Source organism: Collinsella sp. LCP19S3_H3 (assembly GCF_052119145.1).
In the GTDB taxonomy this organism is placed as follows: Bacteria; Actinomycetota; Coriobacteriia; order Coriobacteriales; family Coriobacteriaceae; genus Collinsella.
Window position 1 is genome coordinate 24,990 of record NZ_JBQKFW010000004.1, and the last position, 18,864, is coordinate 43,853.

General features: G+C 58.7%; 16 protein-coding genes. 2 read left to right on the forward strand and 14 right to left on the reverse strand.

Annotated features, from left to right (window positions below):
• Positions 1-38: 38 nt before the first annotated feature.
• The 11 genes from ACTQZF_RS02870 to ileS form a co-directional block, all read right to left on the reverse strand.
• A complete protein-coding gene (locus ACTQZF_RS02870; RefSeq protein ID WP_427747351.1) occupies positions 39-1,448 on the reverse strand; it encodes an AI-2E family transporter in 1,410 nt (469 codons plus the stop codon).
• Positions 1,448-2,236: an RNA polymerase sigma factor SigF gene (locus tag ACTQZF_RS02875; protein WP_441554506.1), complete on the reverse strand. Its 789-nt coding sequence runs from the start codon at positions 2,234-2,236 to the stop codon at positions 1,448-1,450. Before ACTQZF_RS02875 ends, ACTQZF_RS02870 begins: the two co-directional genes overlap by 1 nt.
• 1 nt (position 2,237) lies before the next feature.
• Positions 2,238-2,615, reverse strand: coding sequence for an ATP-binding protein (locus ACTQZF_RS02880; RefSeq protein WP_441554507.1), 378 nt, complete (start codon positions 2,613-2,615; stop codon positions 2,238-2,240).
• A complete protein-coding gene (locus ACTQZF_RS02885) occupies positions 2,608-3,198 on the reverse strand; it encodes a hypothetical protein (RefSeq protein WP_441547269.1) in 591 nt (196 codons plus the stop codon). Before ACTQZF_RS02885 ends, ACTQZF_RS02880 begins: the two co-directional genes overlap by 8 nt.
• 100 nt (positions 3,199-3,298) lie before the next feature.
• Positions 3,299-4,648: a replication-associated recombination protein A gene (locus ACTQZF_RS02890; protein ID WP_441535923.1), complete on the reverse strand. Its 1,350-nt coding sequence runs from the start codon at positions 4,646-4,648 to the stop codon at positions 3,299-3,301.
• Between the two features lie 60 nt (positions 4,649-4,708).
• Positions 4,709-5,956 (reverse strand): deoxyguanosinetriphosphate triphosphohydrolase family protein, encoded by a 1,248-nt coding sequence (locus ACTQZF_RS02895; protein ID WP_441069285.1) that lies wholly within the window; start codon positions 5,954-5,956, stop codon positions 4,709-4,711.
• Between the two features lie 31 nt (positions 5,957-5,987).
• Positions 5,988-6,410, reverse strand: a complete 423-nt coding sequence (locus ACTQZF_RS02900) for a prepilin peptidase (protein ID WP_441554508.1) — start codon at positions 6,408-6,410, stop codon at positions 5,988-5,990.
• A 79-nt stretch (positions 6,411-6,489) separates the two neighbouring features.
• The gene (locus ACTQZF_RS02905) at positions 6,490-7,785 is read right to left on the reverse strand and encodes a glycosyltransferase family 2 protein (protein ID WP_154515488.1); all 1,296 of its coding nucleotides are present in this window, start codon (positions 7,783-7,785) and stop codon (positions 6,490-6,492) included.
• 82 nt (positions 7,786-7,867) lie between these two features.
• Positions 7,868-8,881, reverse strand: a complete 1,014-nt coding sequence (locus ACTQZF_RS02910; RefSeq protein WP_441554509.1) for an RluA family pseudouridine synthase — start codon at positions 8,879-8,881, stop codon at positions 7,868-7,870.
• Positions 8,881-9,462 (reverse strand): signal peptidase II, encoded by a 582-nt coding sequence (gene lspA / locus ACTQZF_RS02915; RefSeq protein WP_427717279.1) that lies wholly within the window; start codon positions 9,460-9,462, stop codon positions 8,881-8,883. The genes ACTQZF_RS02910 and lspA overlap by 1 nt, the downstream gene beginning before the upstream one ends.
• 415 nt (positions 9,463-9,877) lie before the next feature.
• On the reverse strand, positions 9,878-12,655 hold the full coding sequence (gene ileS, locus ACTQZF_RS02920; protein ID WP_441554577.1) for an isoleucine--tRNA ligase: 2,778 nt from the start codon (positions 12,653-12,655) through the stop codon (positions 9,878-9,880).
• Between the two features lie 510 nt (positions 12,656-13,165).
• Here ileS and ACTQZF_RS02925 point away from each other — a divergent pair.
• Positions 13,166-14,254, forward strand: a complete 1,089-nt coding sequence (locus ACTQZF_RS02925; RefSeq protein ID WP_441554510.1) for an iron-containing alcohol dehydrogenase family protein — start codon at positions 13,166-13,168, stop codon at positions 14,252-14,254.
• A 130-nt stretch (positions 14,255-14,384) separates the two neighbouring features.
• Here the strand turns inward: ACTQZF_RS02925 and ACTQZF_RS02930 are convergent, their stop codons facing one another.
• Positions 14,385-14,837: a DUF523 domain-containing protein gene (locus ACTQZF_RS02930; protein WP_441554511.1), complete on the reverse strand. Its 453-nt coding sequence runs from the start codon at positions 14,835-14,837 to the stop codon at positions 14,385-14,387.
• Between the two features lie 76 nt (positions 14,838-14,913).
• The gene (gene ftsH / locus ACTQZF_RS02935; protein WP_195838531.1) at positions 14,914-16,806 is read right to left on the reverse strand and encodes an ATP-dependent zinc metalloprotease FtsH; all 1,893 of its coding nucleotides are present in this window, start codon (positions 16,804-16,806) and stop codon (positions 14,914-14,916) included.
• A 92-nt stretch (positions 16,807-16,898) separates the two neighbouring features.
• On the opposite strand from ftsH, the gene ACTQZF_RS02940 reads away from it, so the two are divergent.
• Positions 16,899-17,384: a cob(I)yrinic acid a,c-diamide adenosyltransferase gene (locus ACTQZF_RS02940; protein WP_441083342.1), complete on the forward strand. Its 486-nt coding sequence runs from the start codon at positions 16,899-16,901 to the stop codon at positions 17,382-17,384.
• A gap of 85 nt (positions 17,385-17,469) precedes the next feature.
• On the opposite strand, the gene ACTQZF_RS02945 is transcribed toward ACTQZF_RS02940, so the two are convergent.
• Positions 17,470-18,819, reverse strand: coding sequence for an MATE family efflux transporter (locus ACTQZF_RS02945; RefSeq protein WP_427728135.1), 1,350 nt, complete (start codon positions 18,817-18,819; stop codon positions 17,470-17,472).
• Positions 18,820-18,864: the final 45 nt, after the last annotated feature.

Below are 18,864 nucleotides of genomic sequence, written 5' to 3' on the forward strand. Positions count from 1 at the left end.
TTGCACGTTATTGCCTATGAACTTGAACTTGAAATGGCTTACTGCTCATCATCGTCCATGGAACCGTCGATGCCGGTATTGGTATCGTCGTCCGAGTTGGAATCGTCATCTTTGGCGAAGGGATTCTTGAAAAAGCCCGTAGCATCGGGCTGAAGGCCCGAGAGCTTGATCCAGGGGTTATCGAGCTCGGGCCTGGGCATGGCCTGGGCCTCGGGCGCAGTCTCGTTACCGATGAGCTCGGACTCATAGATGAATGTATCGTCTCCAAGCGCGTCATAGGCGGCAACCGGGTTACCCTCAGTATCGCGATACGGCGTGCCCTTAAACACGGCGCCGTCGTATGCCACGAGCTGACGGCCGGTCTCGTTCTCAAAGTAGTAGACGAAAATGCCCTTGAGGGCCGCGCACAGCGGAATGGCGATGACCATGCCGATGGCGCCCATAAGCGCCGAACCGATAACGAGGGCCGTCAGGCTCATGATGGGATGCACCTGGACCGAGCTCTGCATGACCTTAGGCGAAATGACGTTGTCAGTGACATTTTGCGCCACCATGGTCACGACCAAAGTCCACAAAGCCAGCATCGGGCTGAACATAAAGCCGAGCACCGTGGCGATCGCCGCGCTCACCCAGGGACCGACAACAGGAACCAAGTGCATAATGCCCGTAAAGATGGCCATGAGTGCCGCGTAGGGATGGCCAATGAGCGTAAAGCCGATAAAGGCGAGGATGCCACCGCAGATGGACGTCACGACCATGCCACGCATATAACCGCCGACCGAGCGCGAAAGAATCGCAACCATAAAGCGGTACGAGGTCTCCTTTTCCTGCCCGATGATGGTGCAGACCTCGTGGTGCATACGGGGATAGTCGCAGGCCAGCCAATAGGCAAGCACCAGACCGAGGAAGATGACGAACAGCTGCGAGGCCGTATTGGTAATGAACGGGAATACACCGCGACCAAGCTCGGCGGCAATCTGAGATACATACTTGGACGCCACGGTAACCAGCGAAGAAAGATTATCGTCCAGATACTCTTTGAGCGGCGTGTTGTTGAGCGTCTTGGCATGCGAGACCATCTCGTTGAGATCACCGCCCGCAACACGAAGCTGCTCAGGCAGGCGGCTCAAGACTTCCATGATCTGGCCAAAGAGAATCGGCGACAAGATGCAAACGACACCGACGAGCACAGCAACGACCACGATCAGCGCGATAAGCGAACCAATGCCACGGTTGACGCCGTGATGCTCGAGCCAGTTAGTGATCGGCGACATCACAAAAGCGATGATGGAACCGACAGCTAGAAACTCGATAACCGGCGCCAAGATACCCATAAGGTTAAAGATGACGGCGGCGATGACAATGCAGCCGACGACGGCCCAAATGCGAAGCGTCAGAATACGGGTATCGCGCAGCGCGCGATCGGTTTGTTGGGGGTGTTCACTCATTAACGAACCATCACTCCGTCGGGGTCGATCTTGTCCTGAACCTTCTTAAGGGTACGGCGCAGCAGGCGCGAGACCTGCACCTGCGAGATGCCCAGCTTCTTGGCGATCTCGATCTGGGTCATGCCCTTTACGAAACGCAGCTCGATAACCTCGCGCTCGCGCGGCGAGAAATCGCGGATGGCCTCCTCAATCACCAGGCGGTCATCGGTAAAGTCGAGCTCGTTGTCGTCGTCGGCGTAACGGTCGAGAATTGAAGGCGCGTCGTCAGAATCGGACGCACCGGGGGCCTCGATGGGCACCGAGGTATAGGCCGAGGACGATTCCATGGCCTCCAGCACCTCGTCAACGGTCACGTCTAGGTACTCAGCGATTTCCTCAACCTTAGGCGAGCGCTGCAGCTCGTTAGTGAGCTTGTCGGTGGCCTGGTTAACCTTGGCAGAGAGCTCCTGTAGGCGACGCGGAACGCGCACACTCCAACCCTTGTCGCGGAAGTGACGCTTGATCTCACCCAAGATGGTGGGCGTGGCAAACGTGGTGAACTCAAGTCCGCGCTCGGGGTCAAAGCGGTCGATAGCCTTGAGCAAACCCAGATAGCCGACCTGCATGAGGTCGTCGAGCGGCTCGCCGCGATTCTTAAATTTGTTGGCAAGAAACCTTACCAGGTTCATATGGGACATGACGAGCTGCTCGCGGGCGTCCGGATCACCGGTCTCTTTGTAGCGACGAAACAGCTCGCGGGTTTTCTCCTTGTCCCAAGCGGTCTTACCGCTCCGGGAACGTTCGGTCATATTAGATATCCGCCTTGAGATCGAGGGAAAGCGTCAGAGGTGCCGCAGTCTTTTCGTAGGAATCGCACACGCTTGCCAAAATGAGCTCGGCATATACGGCGGCCTGGTCATCCTCATCGACAGCCGCCTGGTCGCCAAAGGTGAAGGTCATGCCCACGTGAGACTCGTCGACATCGAATTTGATCGAGATAACGTCAGAATCAACGGCCGTGCAGCCAAAGATGAAGGCCTCCTCGGCAGCCATACGAATGTCCTCGATGCGATCGACGGACATGGAACACAGCGCGCCGACATTAGCCGCCGTCATGCGTACCAGGCGTGCCAGACGCGGATCCCCGGCAACAGTCAGCGTGATAGAGCAAGTTGCTTCACTACTCATCGCAGGACTCCTCGGAGGTCTCGGCGGGCGTGTAGGTGTAATACCGGGCTGCTTTAGCAGCAGGCTTCTGTGCATCATCGTCACCAGCAGCGGCATCGTCCCCGGCTTCGCCAATCAGGACACGCTCGGTCGGCTGCTCGGCTTCGGCGGCAGCGGAAAGATTATGCTCGGCCTCGACCGCGGGAGCCTTCACCTTGTTAAAGAGTTTCTGAACGGCACCGGCCGCAGAGTCGGTCACACTCGACACGGCATTGCTGGCCTCGGCCATGCTGCCCGTAACCTCGGAAATGTCGCGAACCACGGCTTCGACCTCTACGAGATTGGAGGTAAGGGCGTCGACGGCGGTCTTGCTCGACTTGAGGAGCGGCTCAACCTGCGCCAGCGCGGGGGTGAGCTCATCGACGGCGCCATCGAGCTTTGCTACCACGGGCTGAGCCTCGGCGATGGTGTTGTTAAGGTCGCTCACCGTCTTGTCGAGCGAATCAACGACAGTGCGGGTCTTTCGCAGCGTGAGCGCGAGCTCGATGACAGCCCACACGCCGGCAACGGCGAGCAGCAGCAGGGCGATTTGGATGGGACTCATACAAGCCTCCCGAAGGAATCGAAATACAGACGCTGTTCATGGTACCCCAAAGGTGACCGAACATGCCAAAAGCAGCAACGTGAGACAAAATTACCAGCAGCTACTTCGGTGCATTCCCGCTACGGTCGCGCTCGCTTTGCTCTACACGCCACTCTTCCCAGCCGCGGCCGGCAGGCTGCCAAAACGCACCGCGCTCCAGCCCCTCGGGCAAATAGCGTTGATCGACCCAGCCTTCGGGATAATCATGCGGATACTTATACACACCGTATTCGTCACTGCCCGGGCGATGACGATCACGTAGATAGCTCGGCACCTCGCGCAGCCCACTTGAATGAATATCGGCCAACGCCGCATCAATCGAGGCCTCACACGCGTTGGATTTTGGCGCTAAGCACACATAGAGTGCAGCCTGAGCCAGATTAATGCGGCACTCGGGATAACCGATGACCTCGGCAGACTTAAACGCGGCATGCGCCACCAATAGCGCCTGCGGATCGGCGTTGCCAACATCCTCAGAAGCCTGAATCATAATACGGCGAGCGATAAACTTAGGGTCCTCCCCCGCATCGATCATGCGCGCGAGCCAATAGATCGTGGCATCGGGGTCGCTGCCGCGCATAGACTTAATAAACGCGCTGATGATGTCGTAGTGCATGTCGCCGTTTTTGTCATACGAAAAACCACGGCGCGGATTGGCAATCTTTACGTCATCCACGGTAATGGGATAACGCTCCCCCGCCGCCGGCGCTGGCGTTCCCTCGGTATCGGGACGCGTGACGGCAATCTCGCTCGCAAGCTCGAGCGTCGTGAGTGCCGAGCGAGCGTCACCCGCAGCCAGCGCGCAGATGGTCTTAACCGTATCCTCATCGGCCGAGAACTTGCCGTTCAAACCCTGTGGCGCCTCGAGCGCACGCTCGATAAGCGTGGCGATATCCTCGTCCTTTAAATGTTCAAGTTCTACCACGCGACCGCGCGAGAGCAACGCCGAGTTGACCTCGAAGTACGGATTCTCCGTCGTGGCGCCAATCATAATGACGGTACGGTTCTCAACCGCATGCAGCAGGGCATCCTGCTGCGACTTGGAGAAGCGGTGAATCTCGTCGATGAAAAGAATGGTGCGACGGTCGTACGTATTCAGGCGCGTCTTGGCCTCGTCAATCACGCGGCGCAAATCCTTCACAGTGCCCGTCACGGCGCTGACCTCGACAAACTCGCTCTTGGTATGGTTGGCGATAATGTGGGCCAGCGTCGTCTTGCCCGTACCGGCCGGCCCATACAGAATCACACTCGACAGCACGTCATGCTCAATCGCGGCACGCAACCACGAGCCCTTACCGACGGCCTTTTGCTGGCCCACGTACTCGTCGAGCGAATTGGGCCGCATGCGCACCGCAAGCGGCGCATTCTGAAAGGAACGCTCACGCGTCGAAGCAGAAAACAGGTCGTCCATAGCCATCCCGTGCATCAATCAAAAACGTTTTCCACGAACAGTATACCGAATATATACGAACTACCGTTCGTTAATATAGGTACGGTGCGGAAACATCAATCCCGGGAACAGCTTGCTCGTGAGCTCGCAGAAATAACCGTCCGTCATGCTCGCAATGTAATCCACGACCGTCTGGTCCTTATCGTCCTGCCATGCATAGGTGCGATCGTAGTAGGAAAGCTGCTGCTCAATGCGAGAAATGTGGTGCTTAAAGATATACGAGGACTCGTCGCCTTCGTTTATGTCCCGCAGGCAACGGTCATAGAGCTTTTCGAAGGCCTCGCGCAGCTCCGCTTCGGAGTCGCCTTCTATGCCGCCCTTGCTATAGATCTTCTCGTAGTTCTCGCGCTTGGCCCGGCGAATCTCCTCAAACAGGTCCTCGCTCATCTCGATGCGCGGCTTGCCATAGCTGTGCTCGACGATATCGATAGAGGCATGCGTAAGGATCCAGCTGTTGTATGCACCGCCCAGGTCATCGTCAAAGGCGTCGGGTGACAGCAGGCCCGCCGCAATGGCGTCTTGGCGATCGCGCCCAACGTAGGCAAGGATATCCGAGATGCGAACCACGCAGCCCTCGAGCGTCATGGGGCGCAGGTGCTCAATTGCGCTATAACCCGTGGCAATGCATTCCTCGACGGTTCGGTCGAACTGGTCAAAAGAACCTGTGTCGGAAAGCTCAAAAACACGCTGTTCGTACTCGCCGTTGTGGCACAGTACGCCATCGAGCGTCTGGAGCGACACGTTGCGGCCGTACAGTGCGTCGAGCACGCGAACGGATTGTACGTTATGGAAAAAATAGCGACCCGTGCGCTCGTGATAGATATCGTTGAGGAAACGCTCACCGGCATGGCCAAAGGGCGTGTGGCCCAAGTCGTGGCCTAAACCAATCGCCTCGATCAGATCGCAGTTGAGGCCCAGAGCACGCCCGATATCGCGAGCGATGCGCGAGACAAGCTGCACGTGCAGGCCGCGGCGCGACAGATCGTCGTTGCTGCGAAAACTGAAGACCTGCGTTTTGCCTGCATAACGTGTGTATGCTGGCAGATGCAGAATCTTTTCGATATCGCGCATAAAGGCCGGACGCATAAGCGTGCCCTCGTCTGCGGCCCGATCGACACGGCGGATGGCCTGGTCGTCACCGCATCGATAGGGATTAACGACACCCGAGGCGCGGTCGGCGGCAATGCGCTCGACCAGCTCGGGCGACAACGCCGCGGGAATGCGATCCAGGCGCGCCTTGATGGCGGCTGTCTGTTGATTGATTGCCATGGCATGCTCCTTAAAAAGGGCGCGCAAACGGTTACAGCGTACTACCCACGAACTCGATTATGACAAATATTGGCACCAAAAACGGCAGCAAAGGCAGCGAGCGCGATTTTACGATGAGACAGGCGGCGGCAAGGGTCAGGAGCGCAACCGCAAACGCGACGACGCCGCCCAGGGGATCGAAGGTGCAAAGGGCAAAGAGCGCCTTGGCATCCCCCATGCCAACGCCAGGGGCATGGCGAAGGCGACGCCAGAGTGACTCAGTAAGCACAAGGGCAAGGTAGACGATGACCGCAAGACCGGCGTGATCAAGCGCCATGTTAACGCCCTTGTCGAGCCAGACGCCTGCAAACGCCGCCACCGCACACGCGCCGGCAAGCTCATTGGGAAACCGCCGCTCGCGGGCATCAATCACCGCGCCGGCAAAGATGCAAATCCAAAACGGGATATAGAACATCGAAACCCCTTAACTGAGCGCTCAAACGTAAAACCACCGCAAAGGTTCTATATCCCCTTTGTGGTGGTTTTGATGGTGGTTATTTGGCGCCCTGCATGACCTCGTCGAGGGTAACGCTTACGGCGTGCTGCGTCGGCACCCAGTCGACCTTCAAGAACAGCGCTGCCACCGTAATGGGGATATAGCTGAACATAAAGATCGGGAAGGTAAACAGGTTGGTTACCAGACGCCACTTTTGCGCGCAGTGAATATGCTTGTATTCAAAGATAGTCGTGAGCAGCGCCAGGATAAAGAAAGTCTGATACATCATAGCGAAGGTCATAATGAGCGAAGCGGCACACGCCTGCATCTCGACTTCGGTAGCCAAGAAACCGTGCGAAAGGCCGCCCACGATGAGGAACGTCGCATTAGCGAGCATCGAGATCAGAGAGAGCAGCATGCCCGGTGCGATCGTCATAAACATGTCGTAGGCGGCAAAGCGATGATAGCGGAAGGTCGATTTGACCAGGTGCTTACCGTACGTAAAGAACACCTGGTAGAAGCCCTTGGTCCAACGCATACGCTGTTTCCAGGATGCCTTAAACGTCACGGGCTGTTCGTCAAAGAACTCCGCCGGCGCATAGCCAATGCGAATGCCGTGAATGGCACAGAACGTGGTGAACTGAATATCCTCGGTCAGCGTGTGGAACTGCCAGCCGTGCATACCCTCGATAACGCTGGCGGAGATGAGGTAGCCCGAACCCGAAACGGCGCAAGACGTCTTACAGATGTTGCGCGCATTGTTGAGAAAGCGCGCCTCGCGCAGATACCACGTGGCATTAGCTGCCGAGATCCACGAGCTGCCAAAGTTCTTGGAATTGCGATAGCTCGTAACAACATGGAAGCCCTGGTCAAAAGCATCGTTCATCTTGGACACGTAATCGCGGGCGATAACGTTATCGGCATCGAAGATAAAGTAGCCTTCAAACGTATCGGGATATTCGTTAAGGATGCGGTCGAAGCCATAGTCCATGACCCAGCTCTTGCCTTTACGGGCCAAGTCATTGCGCTCATAGACGACGGCGCCCGCCTCGCGCGCGAGCTGCGCCGTGTTGTCGGTGCAGGCATCGGCGACCACGAAGACCTCGATAAGCTCGGACGGATAATCTTGGTCCTTAATGGAGCGCACGAGGTTGGCGATCACGGCCTCCTCGTTATGCGCCGCGATAAAGAAGGCATAACGATGGAGCTTCTTGGCCTTGGGAGGCGCGACCTCACCACGAAGAGCGCCGATGACAAAGAAGACCACCTGGTACAGAAAACAGACCGTAAGCAGCGTGACGACAATCTGGTTGAAGATCACGATAGGTGTGTTGGTTTGTAAAAAGGCGAGCATGCAGGCTCCCAGGAACGCGTGACGTAAACAACCGTATATCTTACCGCAGGCTTACGGAGTTCAAGAAACCACCTAATACTGGCTAGGCCTCGAGCAGACCGAGCTGAGGGACGATTTCGTTGCCAGCGGCAGTGCGGCCGAGCGAACGCGGGGCCAGATCATCCAGAACCGCCGCAAGATCCCATGGCAGCTCGTCACGGCACTCGATGTGCTCCCCCGTCACGGGATGATCGAACGCCACACGCCAGGAATGCAGGAACTGCCTGGTCAGACCCTGATCGGCACGAGCATCGCACTTACCATAGAGTGGATCGCCCACGCAGGCATGGTTGATATGGCGCATGTGCACGCGAATCTGATGCGTACGGCCGGTAAACAGGTGACACTCGACAAGCGTGTAGCCGTCGTCGAAGCGCGTGGAATCAAAGCGCTCAAGGACCTTAAAGGTCGTGATGGCCTGGCGCGCAAAGGGGTCATCGGAAACCGCCATCTTCACGCGGTCGCGCGTGGAGCGAGCGATACCAGTATTGATAGTGCCCTCGTCCATGGCAATGTGCCCATGAACGAGCGTAATGTAGCGACGGTCGAGCGTGCGCGTGCGGATGAGATTTTGGAGCGCGCGCTGGGTGTCGTCGTCTTTAGCCGCGAGCATAAGGCCCGAGGTATCGCGATCCAGACGATGCACGATGCCGGGGCGGTCCTCGCCCTGCACGGTACCCAGATGGTCGATGCCGCAGTGATAGACCAGGGCATTCGCAAGGGTGCCGCTCTCATGACCATGCGCAGGATGGCACACTAGGCCGCGCTGCTTGGAGAGCACCATGAGATAGTCGTCCTCATAGTGAATGTCGAGCGGGATGGCCTCGGGGATCACGTCGGTCGGGTCATGCGGCTCGGGCAGGTCGACCGAGATGCGGTCACCGGAGCGTACGGCATACTTTTTAGATAGGCAGGTCTCGCCGTTGACGGCAACAGCGCCTCCCTCGATCAGATGCGCGCAGGCAGAGCGCGTGGGGCAGCCATCGTTGGCGCCCAGATAGGCGTCGAGACGTTGACCGGTGCAATCGTCGGCAACGAGGATATGGATGTCGGCCATTAGCGCTCATTCCTTTCGCGAATCTTGCGGGCACGCTCCCCACGCTGCTTAGCTTTACGTTTGGCGCGGGCCTCGTCACGGGCATTGAGCTCGGCGGTCGCATCGACCTCGCGAGCGGCGGGACTCAAGAACATGTATCCGATGAGCGCCAGCACGACACCGGCGGTAATGCCGATATCGGCCACGTTAAAGACGGGGAAATCAATGAAGGTAGTGGCAATAAAATCAGTCACAAAGCCCATGGCCAGGCGATCGATCGCGTTGCCGATGGCGCCGCCCGCAACCATGGCCATACCCACGACCTCTAGGCGAGCGAGCTGAGGAGCACGGAGCAAGTACACGGCAATGGCGGCAATGGCCGCAAGCGCCAGCACGGCAAACGCTATGCCATGGCCCTCGCCCATGCTAAAGGCAGCTCCGATATTGCGGACAAACACAAAATCGATCACGCCGGGGATAACAGTCATATGCAGGGTATCGCCCACGGCACGAACCGCAAGCTTGGTCAGCTGGTCAACAAGCAACACAAAGAGCGCCACCCCACCAGCAACACCTAACCGCCAACGCAAAGGCGGCGTCATATCCGCACCACGACCCAAAGAAATCCCCTACCCTCAAGAACGTCGAATTCCATTTAACGCAAATAACCATCTTATATTGCCATACGCAGAACGCACGACATATCCACCAATGCGACAAAGGGGCTGTCCCCTTGTCCCTTCACCGGGTAGTCTTTTTGGCAGTCTTTTTGGGACGGGGCTTTTTTAGCTACCCAGTCCAGCGCTTTCGAAGATTAAGTCCTTATTTGAGGTAGGGCAGCTAAAAAAGCCCCGTCCCAAAAAGACTACCGACACCGAAAACCCGCCAGAGCGAGCAAGGTGCCTTGAAGCGAGGCGGCATTGACCTTCTGGTCATGCCGTCGAAGCTGAAAGGCAGATTGCCGCTCTGGCGGGTTTGCAGCGTCAACCTGTTACGCGGTTTGGTAAAACCGCGTAACTACAAGGCATTCGCGCAGCGCTTGCAGATATGCGCGTGACCGTTGTACTCGCCGACGGTGGTGCGATAGTTCCAGCAACGGTCGCAGCACTCGCCCTCGGCGGCCTCAATAGCGACGGAAAGCTCCTCGCCCTGGGTTAGCTCAACATCGGAGACGATGTAGAACTCGGCCAGATCGACGGCCTTGTCGCCGGTCAGCAGCGCATACATCTCGGCGGGAACGACCGCCTTGACGCGGACCTGCTGGCTCTTGGTGAAGGTGCCGGCGGAGCGGGCATCCTCAAGGGCCTTGGTCACAGCGCCACGGAGCTCGAGCGAGGCCTCGAGCACGCCCTCGAACTCATTGGCCTCGTCGACCGTGATGGGCGACTTGTACCAATCGAGCAGCGCGGCGTACTTCTGGTGATCGACGCAGCCGGCGGGCGCATAGGCCATGGCCTCGTCGACCGTGTAGGACAGGATCGGCTGCAGGTCGCGCATGAGCATCGAGAAGAGCTCAGCGAGCACGGTCTGGGCGCTGCGGCGCTCGAGCGAGCCGGGCTTGTCGCAGTACAGACGGTCCTTCAGGGCGTCGAGGTACACGTTGGAAAGCTCGGTAACCACAAAGTCGTAGAGCGCACGGTAGGCGCGCGGGAACTCGTAGCTGGCGTAGGCGTCGTCGACCTCGGCCTGGACCTGGGTCAGACGGGCAACCATGAGCTTGTCGAGCGGCAGCAGGTCGGCAAAGGCGACGCCGTCGGTCTCGGGCTCAAACTGACCCTCGAGCTCGGAGAGCAGGAAGCGCAGCGTGTTGCGGAAACGACGGTAGGCATCGGACGTACGAGCAAGGATCTCGTGGTCGATGGAGACGTCGGAGCTGGTATCGACCGAGGCGACCCACAGGCGGATGATATCGGCGCCCATCTCGTCGCAGACCTTGTTGGGGTCGATGACGTTGCCGAGCGACTTGGACATCTTGCGGCCCTGGCCATCGAGCGTGAAGCCCTGCGAGACGACCGCCTTGTACGGAGCGTGGCCGTTGGCACCCACCGAGGTGAGCAACGAGCTCTGGAACCAACCGCGGTGCTGGTCGGAGCCCTCGAGGTACACATCCGCCGGGTACTCAAGCTCGGGGCGATACTCGCAGACGGCCTTCCAGGACACGCCGGAGTCCCACCACACGTCGAGGATGTCCTTATCGGCCTTGAGGTGATGGCCGCCGCACTTGGGGCAGACGCAAGCCTCGCCCAGGTAGCTCTCGGGAGCGTCGGTGAACCAGGCGTCGGAGCCCTTCTCGTGGAAGAGCTTGATGACGGCGTCGAGCGTGGCGTCGTTCATTACCTTCTCGCCGCAGTCGGCGCAGGTGTAGCTGGGGATAGGCACGCCCCAGTTGCGCTGACGGCTGATGCACCAGTCGGGACGCTGCTCGACCATGGCACCGATGCGGTTGGCCGCGTGGGCCGGATACCACTTGACGTTCTCGCGGATCTCTTTGCCAGCCTGCTCGCGCAAACCGGTCTTGTCCATCGAGACAAACCACTGGTCGGTAGCACGAAAGAGCACCGGGTGCTTGCAGCGCCAGCAGTGCGGATAGCTGTGCGTGATCTTCTTCTCGAGGACCAGGGTGCCGCGCTCGCGCAGGAACTCGATGATGTGCGGATTGGCCTCGTCGGTATCCATACCGCTGAAGGGGCCACCGGTACCAAACTCCTCGCCGGTGTAGAACTTACCGTCGTCATCAACCGGCATGCAGATATCGGTGATGCCCTCCTTGAGGCAGGCGAAGTAGTCGTCGACGCCGTGGCCGGGCGAGTTGTGGACGATACCGGTACCGTCATCGACGCCGACGTAATCGGCCAGCAGTGCCACGCCCTCGACACCGTCAAAGATCGGCTGCTTGTAGTGGATGTGGTGGAAGGTCTCAGCGGGAACCACATAGGGCTTACCGTCGACCATGACCGGGGTGTACTCCCAGCCAAACTCCTCACAGCACTTGGGAGCCAGGTCCTCGAGCATAACCTCGGCACGGCCATCGTGCTCAACGGCAACATAGGCGGCGCCGGGCTTAAGGGAAACGGCCTGGTCGGAGGGGATGGTCCACGGCGTGGTCGTCCAGATGATGAAGTCAACCGGGCCGTCGAAGCTCTCAAGACCGGCAGGCTTAGTGGTCATCTCAAAGCGCACGAAGATGGACGGGCTCGTCTCGTCGGAGTACTCGATCTCGGCCTCGGCCAGCGCGGTGTGGCAGTGCTTGCACCAGTAGACGGGCTTATGACCGCGATAGATCATGCCCTTGTCGAACATGGCCTTGAAGACCTCGATGTCGGCGGCGTCATGCTGGTGATAGAGCGTCAGATACGGGTTGTCCCAGTCGCCAAGCACGCCCAGGCGACGGAAGCCGGCCTTCTGCAGCTCGATGTTCTCGACAGCGAACTTATTGCAAAGCTCGCGGATCTTAGCCGTGGAGGTCTGGTTGAACTTCTCGGTGCCGAGCTTCTCCTCGACCTTGTGCTCAATCGGCTGACCGTGGCAGTCCCAACCGGGGACATAGGGAACCTCATAGCCCTGCATCATCCAGTAACGGTTGATCATGTCCTTAGAGATCTTGTTCATGGCGTGGCCGATGTGGATCGGGCCGTTGGCATACGGAGGGCCGTCGTGCAGCACGAACTTCTTGTGACCCTTGTTCTTCTTTAGAACTTGCTCGTAGACCTTGTTGTCCTGCCAGTCCTTGAGTCGCTTGGGCTCGGACTTGGAAAGACCGGCACGCATGGGAAAACCGGTCTTGGGCAGATTCATCGTCTGCTTGTACTCGTTTGCCACGGTACCCCTTTCTTGTCATGGGCGCGCACGCCCTCTGGGCACCAAAAAAGCGCCCGTCCCTGCAAGCTGGGACGAAGCGCCACAAGACAGGCAGTCTGCCCGTAAAAGCTCTTCGCTTAACCACCCAGCTTAGATGCCCTCGCCCGCGTCGCCGCGCGCTCGCATCCGTTACTCGGCTGGCCTGTATCGACGACCATCTCGGCGATATCTACTAAGACGTGCCTGCGCGGCACGTCCGTTGGGACCGCAGCTCCGGGGTGATTTTCATCGGTCGCATGCACGGTTTCTCAGCGCTCCCCGCTCTCTGTAGCATGCGGACGGCCGACTACTCGTCCCCATCAACGCTTATGCGGAGTATGCTAGCACGTTCCGCGCCGACGAAAAACCCTCAACACTGGTTTTATACGTTCGAAATTTCTCGCGGCTGTGGACCTTCTCTAGGAGCAAAATACCTGAAAGCACTTTATCGGACGAAAGAAGGTTGCTATGCGCACGATCGGAATGAGCGACTATACCGTCGGCGAGGACTGCTTCGACGAGCTGCCCGGCGCGCTGGCCGAATACGGAGCGACCAAGGTCGCAATCATCGGTGGCAAGCGAGCACTGGCTGCAGCACTTCCCGGTATCGAAGCCGCGCTGGCAGGAACCGGCGTCGAGGTTCTGGAGACGCGCGTCTACGGCACCAACAGCACACGCGCCAATATCGCCAAGGTCGTAAACTCCCCCGCCTGCCAGCAGGCAGACGTGCTCATAGCCTGTGGTGGCGGCAAGGCGCTCGACACCGTCAAGACGGCGGCCATCGAGCTCAAGAAGATCGTCTTTACGGTCCCGACAATCTGCTCCAACTGCTCCGCCGCGACCGCCATTGCCGTTGTCTACAACGACGACGGCTCGCTCGAGGGCTATTCGTACCCCAACCGCCCCGCGCACATCTTCATCAACCCCAAGATCATCGCCGAGGCACCGGCAGAGTACTTCTGGGCTGGCGTAGGCGATGCCCTGTCCAAGCAGCCCGAGGTCGAGTACGCCGCGAGCGCCGGAAATTTGGAGCACACCGCCGGTCTTGGCCTGGCACTCGCCCACACCTGCTCCGAGCCGCTGTTTACCTATGGCGTCCAGGGTCTTGAGGACGTGCGCCAGAACCTGTCGAGCGAGGCCGTCAAGCAGATCGCGCTCGACATCGTGGTCAACACGGGATATGTCTCGAACCTGACCAACCAGAACGATTACTACTACAACTCGAGCGTGGCACACGCGTTCTACAACGCCACTTGCAGCATTCCACGTGAGGGCACCTACCTGCACGGCGAGGTCGTAAGCCTGGGCGTGCTCGTGCTGTTCGCCTACACGGGCGACACCGAAAACCTTGAGCGCTATGCCGCCTTTAACAAGCAGATGGGCCTGCCCGTGACGCTTGAGCAGGTCGGGCTTTCCGAGGCCGATATCCCTGCCCTGTGCGAGTACGCGCACGCCACCAACGAGTGGAAGCAGGGTAACCCCGAGCCCTTCACCGACGAGAAGTTCGCCGCCGCCATCAAGGCAGCCAACGCCTACGGCCACACCCTCCTCGCCTAACCTACCAAAAAGGGACAGGTTTGTTTTGGCAGGTTTTATCTGGGCAAACGCCATTGAACATCTGTTGAAATTGTTTAGCTTGCCAGTAAAGGGGGCGACCATCTACTCGATGGCCGCCCCCATTCTTTTGCTATTCCAACATGCTCGGGTCAAATTCACTTGCGGGAATCACGCGATACCCGTGACGCAGCAGTAGGTCGACGAAGACACCGTTGCCCGCGGTGAGCGTGCCGCTAAAGGTGCCATCGTAGACGCGGTCTACACCACACGAAGGGCTGCGGTCCTGCAAGACGCACGCAACGATCTCGGACGGCCCGCCCGCCTGCTCGCACATGTCGAGTGCGCGCTCGGCACCCAGGCGAAACTCACGATCGACCGAGGCGCCCTCGCAGGTACGGACCTCGCCGTTCACAATCTCGGACGGCTTGCGCGGCGTGGGCAGGCCGCCAAAAACCTCAGGGCACACGAGGAGCACCTCGGTTCCCGTGCGCTCGCAAGCCTCAACCAGCTCGCGATGGTAATTATCGAGCCCGTTATACTTGCAGCTCTCGCCCATCAAGCAGGCACTTACCACGATCTTCATATACAACTCTTCCCAAGCAAAACGCCCCATTTGAGGTGGACACTCAAATGGGGCGATTGACACTGCGCAACTAGTATTACTGCTGCTTTGGCATCAGCGGATTCTCACGCGTGAGGAGATTCATAAACTCCTCGCCCGTGATCGTCTCCTTCTTGTACAGATAACGAGCCAGCTCGTGGAGCTTAAACTTGTTCTCCTTCAGGATCTGCAGGGCGCGGTCGTGCGCATCCTCGATCAGCTTGGCGACAATCGCGTCCACGCGCTCGGCCGTACCGGGGGCGCAGGTGAGCGACGTATCCTGGTTAAGGTACGCGTTCTGCACGGTACCGAGCGCCATCATGCCAAACTCATCGGACATACCAAAGCGCGTCACCATGTTACGGGCGAGCTTGGTGGCCTGCTCGATATCGTTGGCGGCGCCGGTCGTCATCTCACCAAAGATGAGCTCCTCGGCTGCACGGCCACCGCAATAGACGGCGAGCTTGTCCAGGATCTCCTGGCGCGTGGTCAGGAAGCGCTCGTCCTCCTCGACCTGCATGGTGTAGCCCAGAGCGCCGCTCGTGCGCGGCACGATGGTGATCTTTGTGACCGGCGCAGAGCCCTTCTGGCGTGCGGCAACGATGGCATGACCGATCTCGTGGTAAGAAACGACCTGCTTCTCGTGGTCGGACAGCACCGTGGACTTACGCTGCTGACCGGCGATGACGACCTCCACCGACTCCTCAAAGTCGTCCTGCGTGGCGCGCTTGCGACCCTCGCGGACGGCTCGCAGGGCGCCCTCGTTGATAATGTTGGCCAAGTCGGCGCCCGATGCACCGGGCGTGGCGCGGGCAATCGCGGTCAAATCGATCGGCGGTTGCGTCTTCACGCTCTTGGCGTGCAGCTCAAGAATGTTCTTACGGCCGGTAAGGTCGGGCAGCTCAACGGGGATGCGGCGATCAAAACGACCGGGGCGCAACAGGGCCGGGTCAAGGCTGTCGGGACGGTTGGTGGCAGCGAGGACGACGATACCCTTGTGGTTATCGAAGCCGTCCATCTCGGTCAGCAGCTGGTTGAGCGTCTGCTCGCGCTCGTCGTTGCCACTGAAGCCGCCGCCGTCGCGCTTCTTGCCGATGGTATCGATCTCATCGATAAAGACGATGCACGGGGCCTTTTCCTTGGCCTGCTTAAACAGATCGCGAACCTTGGCGGCGCCGCGGCCGACGAACATCTCAACAAACTCAGAGCCCGAAATACTAAAGAACGGCACACCAGCCTCGCCGGCCACAGCCTTGGCAAGCAGGGTTTTACCGGTACCCGGAGGGCCGACAAGGAGGGCACCGCGCGGCAGCTTGGCGCCAATCTCCTCGTAGCGCTGCGGCTTCTCCAGAAAGTCGACGACCTCCTTGAGGGACTCCTTGGCCTCTTCCTGGCCAGCGACATCCTTAAAGGTCACGCCCACATCCTTGGAGGCAATCACGCGCGCGCCGGACTTGCCCAGTCCACCGCCGCCAAAACCGCCGCCGCCAAAGTTCATCGACGGACCGTCATCACCCATGGCCTTCTTCATGCGGCGGTTGAGCCACCAGCCGATCAGGAAGAAAATCGCCATGGGAAGAATGAGGGTGAGCAGGTAGTAAGTCATCAGACCCGAGTTCTTATCGGGAACGACCGACTCAAGCGAGGCGCCAGATTCAAGCACGCGATCGGTAAAGCCCGCATCATTCGGCACACCGGTCGTCTTGTAGGCGATGTTCTCGTCCTCGCCCTTCTTGGTGTAATAAATCGAGTAATCGTCCGTGTTGTACTCGACCTTATCGACGCTCTTCTTGTCGAGCGCTTTGACAAACGTCGAGTAATCGGTCTTCGTAATCTGCTGCGTGTGACCGATGTTGGGGAACAGAACGGTCGAGAGCACGAGGTAGACGACGAAGGCGATGAGCACGTAGAGGATCATATTCCGTCTACGTTTGTTGTCATCCATCTCCATCTGCTTGAACTCCATCTACTGGGGTTGATAATGCTAACTAGAATACCCAACCCGGCCGGCGATAAACCGACACCGGGCACGAAAGGACAGAGATGGCATCACTGGAAGTCGGCAAGGTTCAAATCTATACGGGCGACGGCAAGGGCAAGACGACGGCTGCGCTGGGGCTCGCGCTGCGCGCCACGGGCTATGGACTTAACGTGCTCATGCTTCAGTTTGCCAAGAAGCTGCACTGCGCCGAACATGACGCAGCTCCTCGATTGGGGCTTTGCATCGTACAAGCCGACCGCGAAACGCCCGAAGCCTGTGCCGCACAGATCATGGAGCTGGCGCGCGAGCAGATTAGCCAAGTCGACGTGCTGATCTTGGATGAGCTGGGAGAAGCCATGCGACGGGGCTTTGTGACGCGCGAAGATGTCGAAGCGTTGATCGCGATGAAACCAACCACCACGGAGCTCGTGCTCACTGGCCGCGGCTTGCTGCCCCTCGCCGACCTTGCCGACCTCGTAACCGAAATGCGCCCCGTCAAACACTACTTCGACGAAGGCCTCCTAGCCCGTCAAGGCATCGAATACTAATTGATCCAAAGGGGACGGAGGAAAACGAATCATCGACATCACCACGGAGAGCAATGATCCGTTTTCCTCTGTCTCATACGGATCATTAGGCAGTGGCGCGGCCTAGCCAGTTGCCGCTGTGGTGGTAGATGGTGAACATCGTGGCCGTGATGAGCCAGGTTACGGGGTAAACCAGCAGCAGGAGCTCAAGCGACGGATCGAAAGGCATGATCGCAAACACCCAGATCACCCTGAGCACGACGGTGCCGAAAATCGTGAGAATCATGGGCTGCAAGCTCACGCCGGCACCGCGAATGGAGCCCGACGCGTTTTCGATAATCGAGAAAATCGCATAGAACGGCGCAATAAAATGGATGATGGTCGTGGTGTAGGCCGAGATCGAAGCATCGTCGACAAACAGACGCGACAGAGGACCCGAGAACACCAGCAGCACGGCAGACAGGCCACCAATGAGCATAAACGACAGCACGAGCGACGTATGGTAGCCCTTGCGCATGCGCTCGTAGTTGCGCGCGCCAAAGTTCTGTGCCGAGAACGTGGTGATCGACACGCCAAGCGCCTCGGTAACCATCCAGACAATGCCATCTAAGCGGCCCGAAAGACCCCAGGCCGTGGTGACATCGGCACCAAACGAGTTGACCGACACCTGAATCAAGACGTTGGAAATCGAATACGCAGCAGACTGAAAGCCAAGCGGCAGACCACACGAGATCATGCTCTTGCAAATACCAGGATCAATGCCGAGTTTGGACAGTGAAAGCCGCCACGCACCCGGTGCGCGCATCATGCGAATCACGATCATCGTGGCGTTGGAGCAAATGGTCAGCGCCACCGCGATGCCGCAGCCCAGAGCCTCCATATGAAGCACGGCAACGAAGATGACATCCAGCACCACATTAACGAGGCAGCCGGAAGCGATGATCACGGCAGGGCCACGCGTGTCGCCCACGGCACGCAGCAGTGCCGTTCCCATATTGAGCAGCAGCGCCGCAACCATGGCGGCAAAATAGCAACGAGCATAGGCCACACCCTCGGCCAATAGTTCATGCGGCGTATTCATAAGCACCAGCATGGGCTCAACGAACACTATGCCCAGAATCGAGACGACGATACCGCCCACCAGAGCGAGCGTCATGGCCGTATGGACCGAACGACTCAGTCGCTCATCATCGTGCTGGCCAAAATACTGACCCGTAATAACAGCACATCCAGCACCCACACCGACGCAAAAACCAATGCAGAGCTCTGTGAGCACCATCGTGGCCTGGATGCCGCCCAACGCGAGCTTGCCGCCAAACTGACCGACGATATAGGTACCGATAAGTGTGTAGGCCTGCTGAAAAAACGAACTAAAAAAGATGGGAACGCACAGCGAAAGCAACTGCTGCCAAATAACACCCTGTGTTACATCGATAGCCGTAGATTTCTTAGCCACACGCCCTCCCCACCAGCGCACGTCAAACAACAAAACGTCAATTTT

Excerpts from the sequence above, each read along its gene's own strand:
- ACTQZF_RS02870 (WP_427747351.1), bottom strand. The coding sequence starts at position 1,448 with ATGAGTGAACACCCCCAACAAACCGATCGCGCGCTGCGCGATACCCGT.
- ACTQZF_RS02875 (WP_441554506.1), bottom strand. The coding sequence starts at position 2,236 with ATGACCGAACGTTCCCGGAGCGGTAAGACCGCTTGGGACAAGGAGAAA.
- ACTQZF_RS02880 (WP_441554507.1), bottom strand. The coding sequence starts at position 2,615 with ATGAGTAGTGAAGCAACTTGCTCTATCACGCTGACTGTTGCCGGGGAT.
- ACTQZF_RS02885 (WP_441547269.1), bottom strand. The coding sequence starts at position 3,198 with ATGAGTCCCATCCAAATCGCCCTGCTGCTGCTCGCCGTTGCCGGCGTG.
- ACTQZF_RS02890 (WP_441535923.1), bottom strand. The coding sequence starts at position 4,648 with ATGGACGACCTGTTTTCTGCTTCGACGCGTGAGCGTTCCTTTCAGAAT.
- ACTQZF_RS02895 (WP_441069285.1), bottom strand. The coding sequence starts at position 5,956 with ATGGCAATCAATCAACAGACAGCCGCCATCAAGGCGCGCCTGGATCGC.
- ACTQZF_RS02900 (WP_441554508.1), bottom strand. The coding sequence starts at position 6,410 with ATGTTCTATATCCCGTTTTGGATTTGCATCTTTGCCGGCGCGGTGATT.
- ACTQZF_RS02905 (WP_154515488.1), bottom strand. The coding sequence starts at position 7,785 with ATGCTCGCCTTTTTACAAACCAACACACCTATCGTGATCTTCAACCAG.
- ACTQZF_RS02910 (WP_441554509.1), bottom strand. The coding sequence starts at position 8,881 with ATGGCCGACATCCATATCCTCGTTGCCGACGATTGCACCGGTCAACGT.
- lspA (WP_427717279.1), bottom strand. The coding sequence starts at position 9,462 with ATGACGCCGCCTTTGCGTTGGCGGTTAGGTGTTGCTGGTGGGGTGGCG.
- ileS (WP_441554577.1), bottom strand. The coding sequence starts at position 12,655 with ATGAATCTGCCCAAGACCGGTTTTCCCATGCGTGCCGGTCTTTCCAAG.
- ACTQZF_RS02925 (WP_441554510.1), top strand. The coding sequence starts at position 13,166 with ATGCGCACGATCGGAATGAGCGACTATACCGTCGGCGAGGACTGCTTC.
- ACTQZF_RS02930 (WP_441554511.1), bottom strand. The coding sequence starts at position 14,837 with ATGAAGATCGTGGTAAGTGCCTGCTTGATGGGCGAGAGCTGCAAGTAT.
- ftsH (WP_195838531.1), bottom strand. The coding sequence starts at position 16,806 with ATGGAGATGGATGACAACAAACGTAGACGGAATATGATCCTCTACGTG.
- ACTQZF_RS02940 (WP_441083342.1), top strand. The coding sequence starts at position 16,899 with ATGGCATCACTGGAAGTCGGCAAGGTTCAAATCTATACGGGCGACGGC.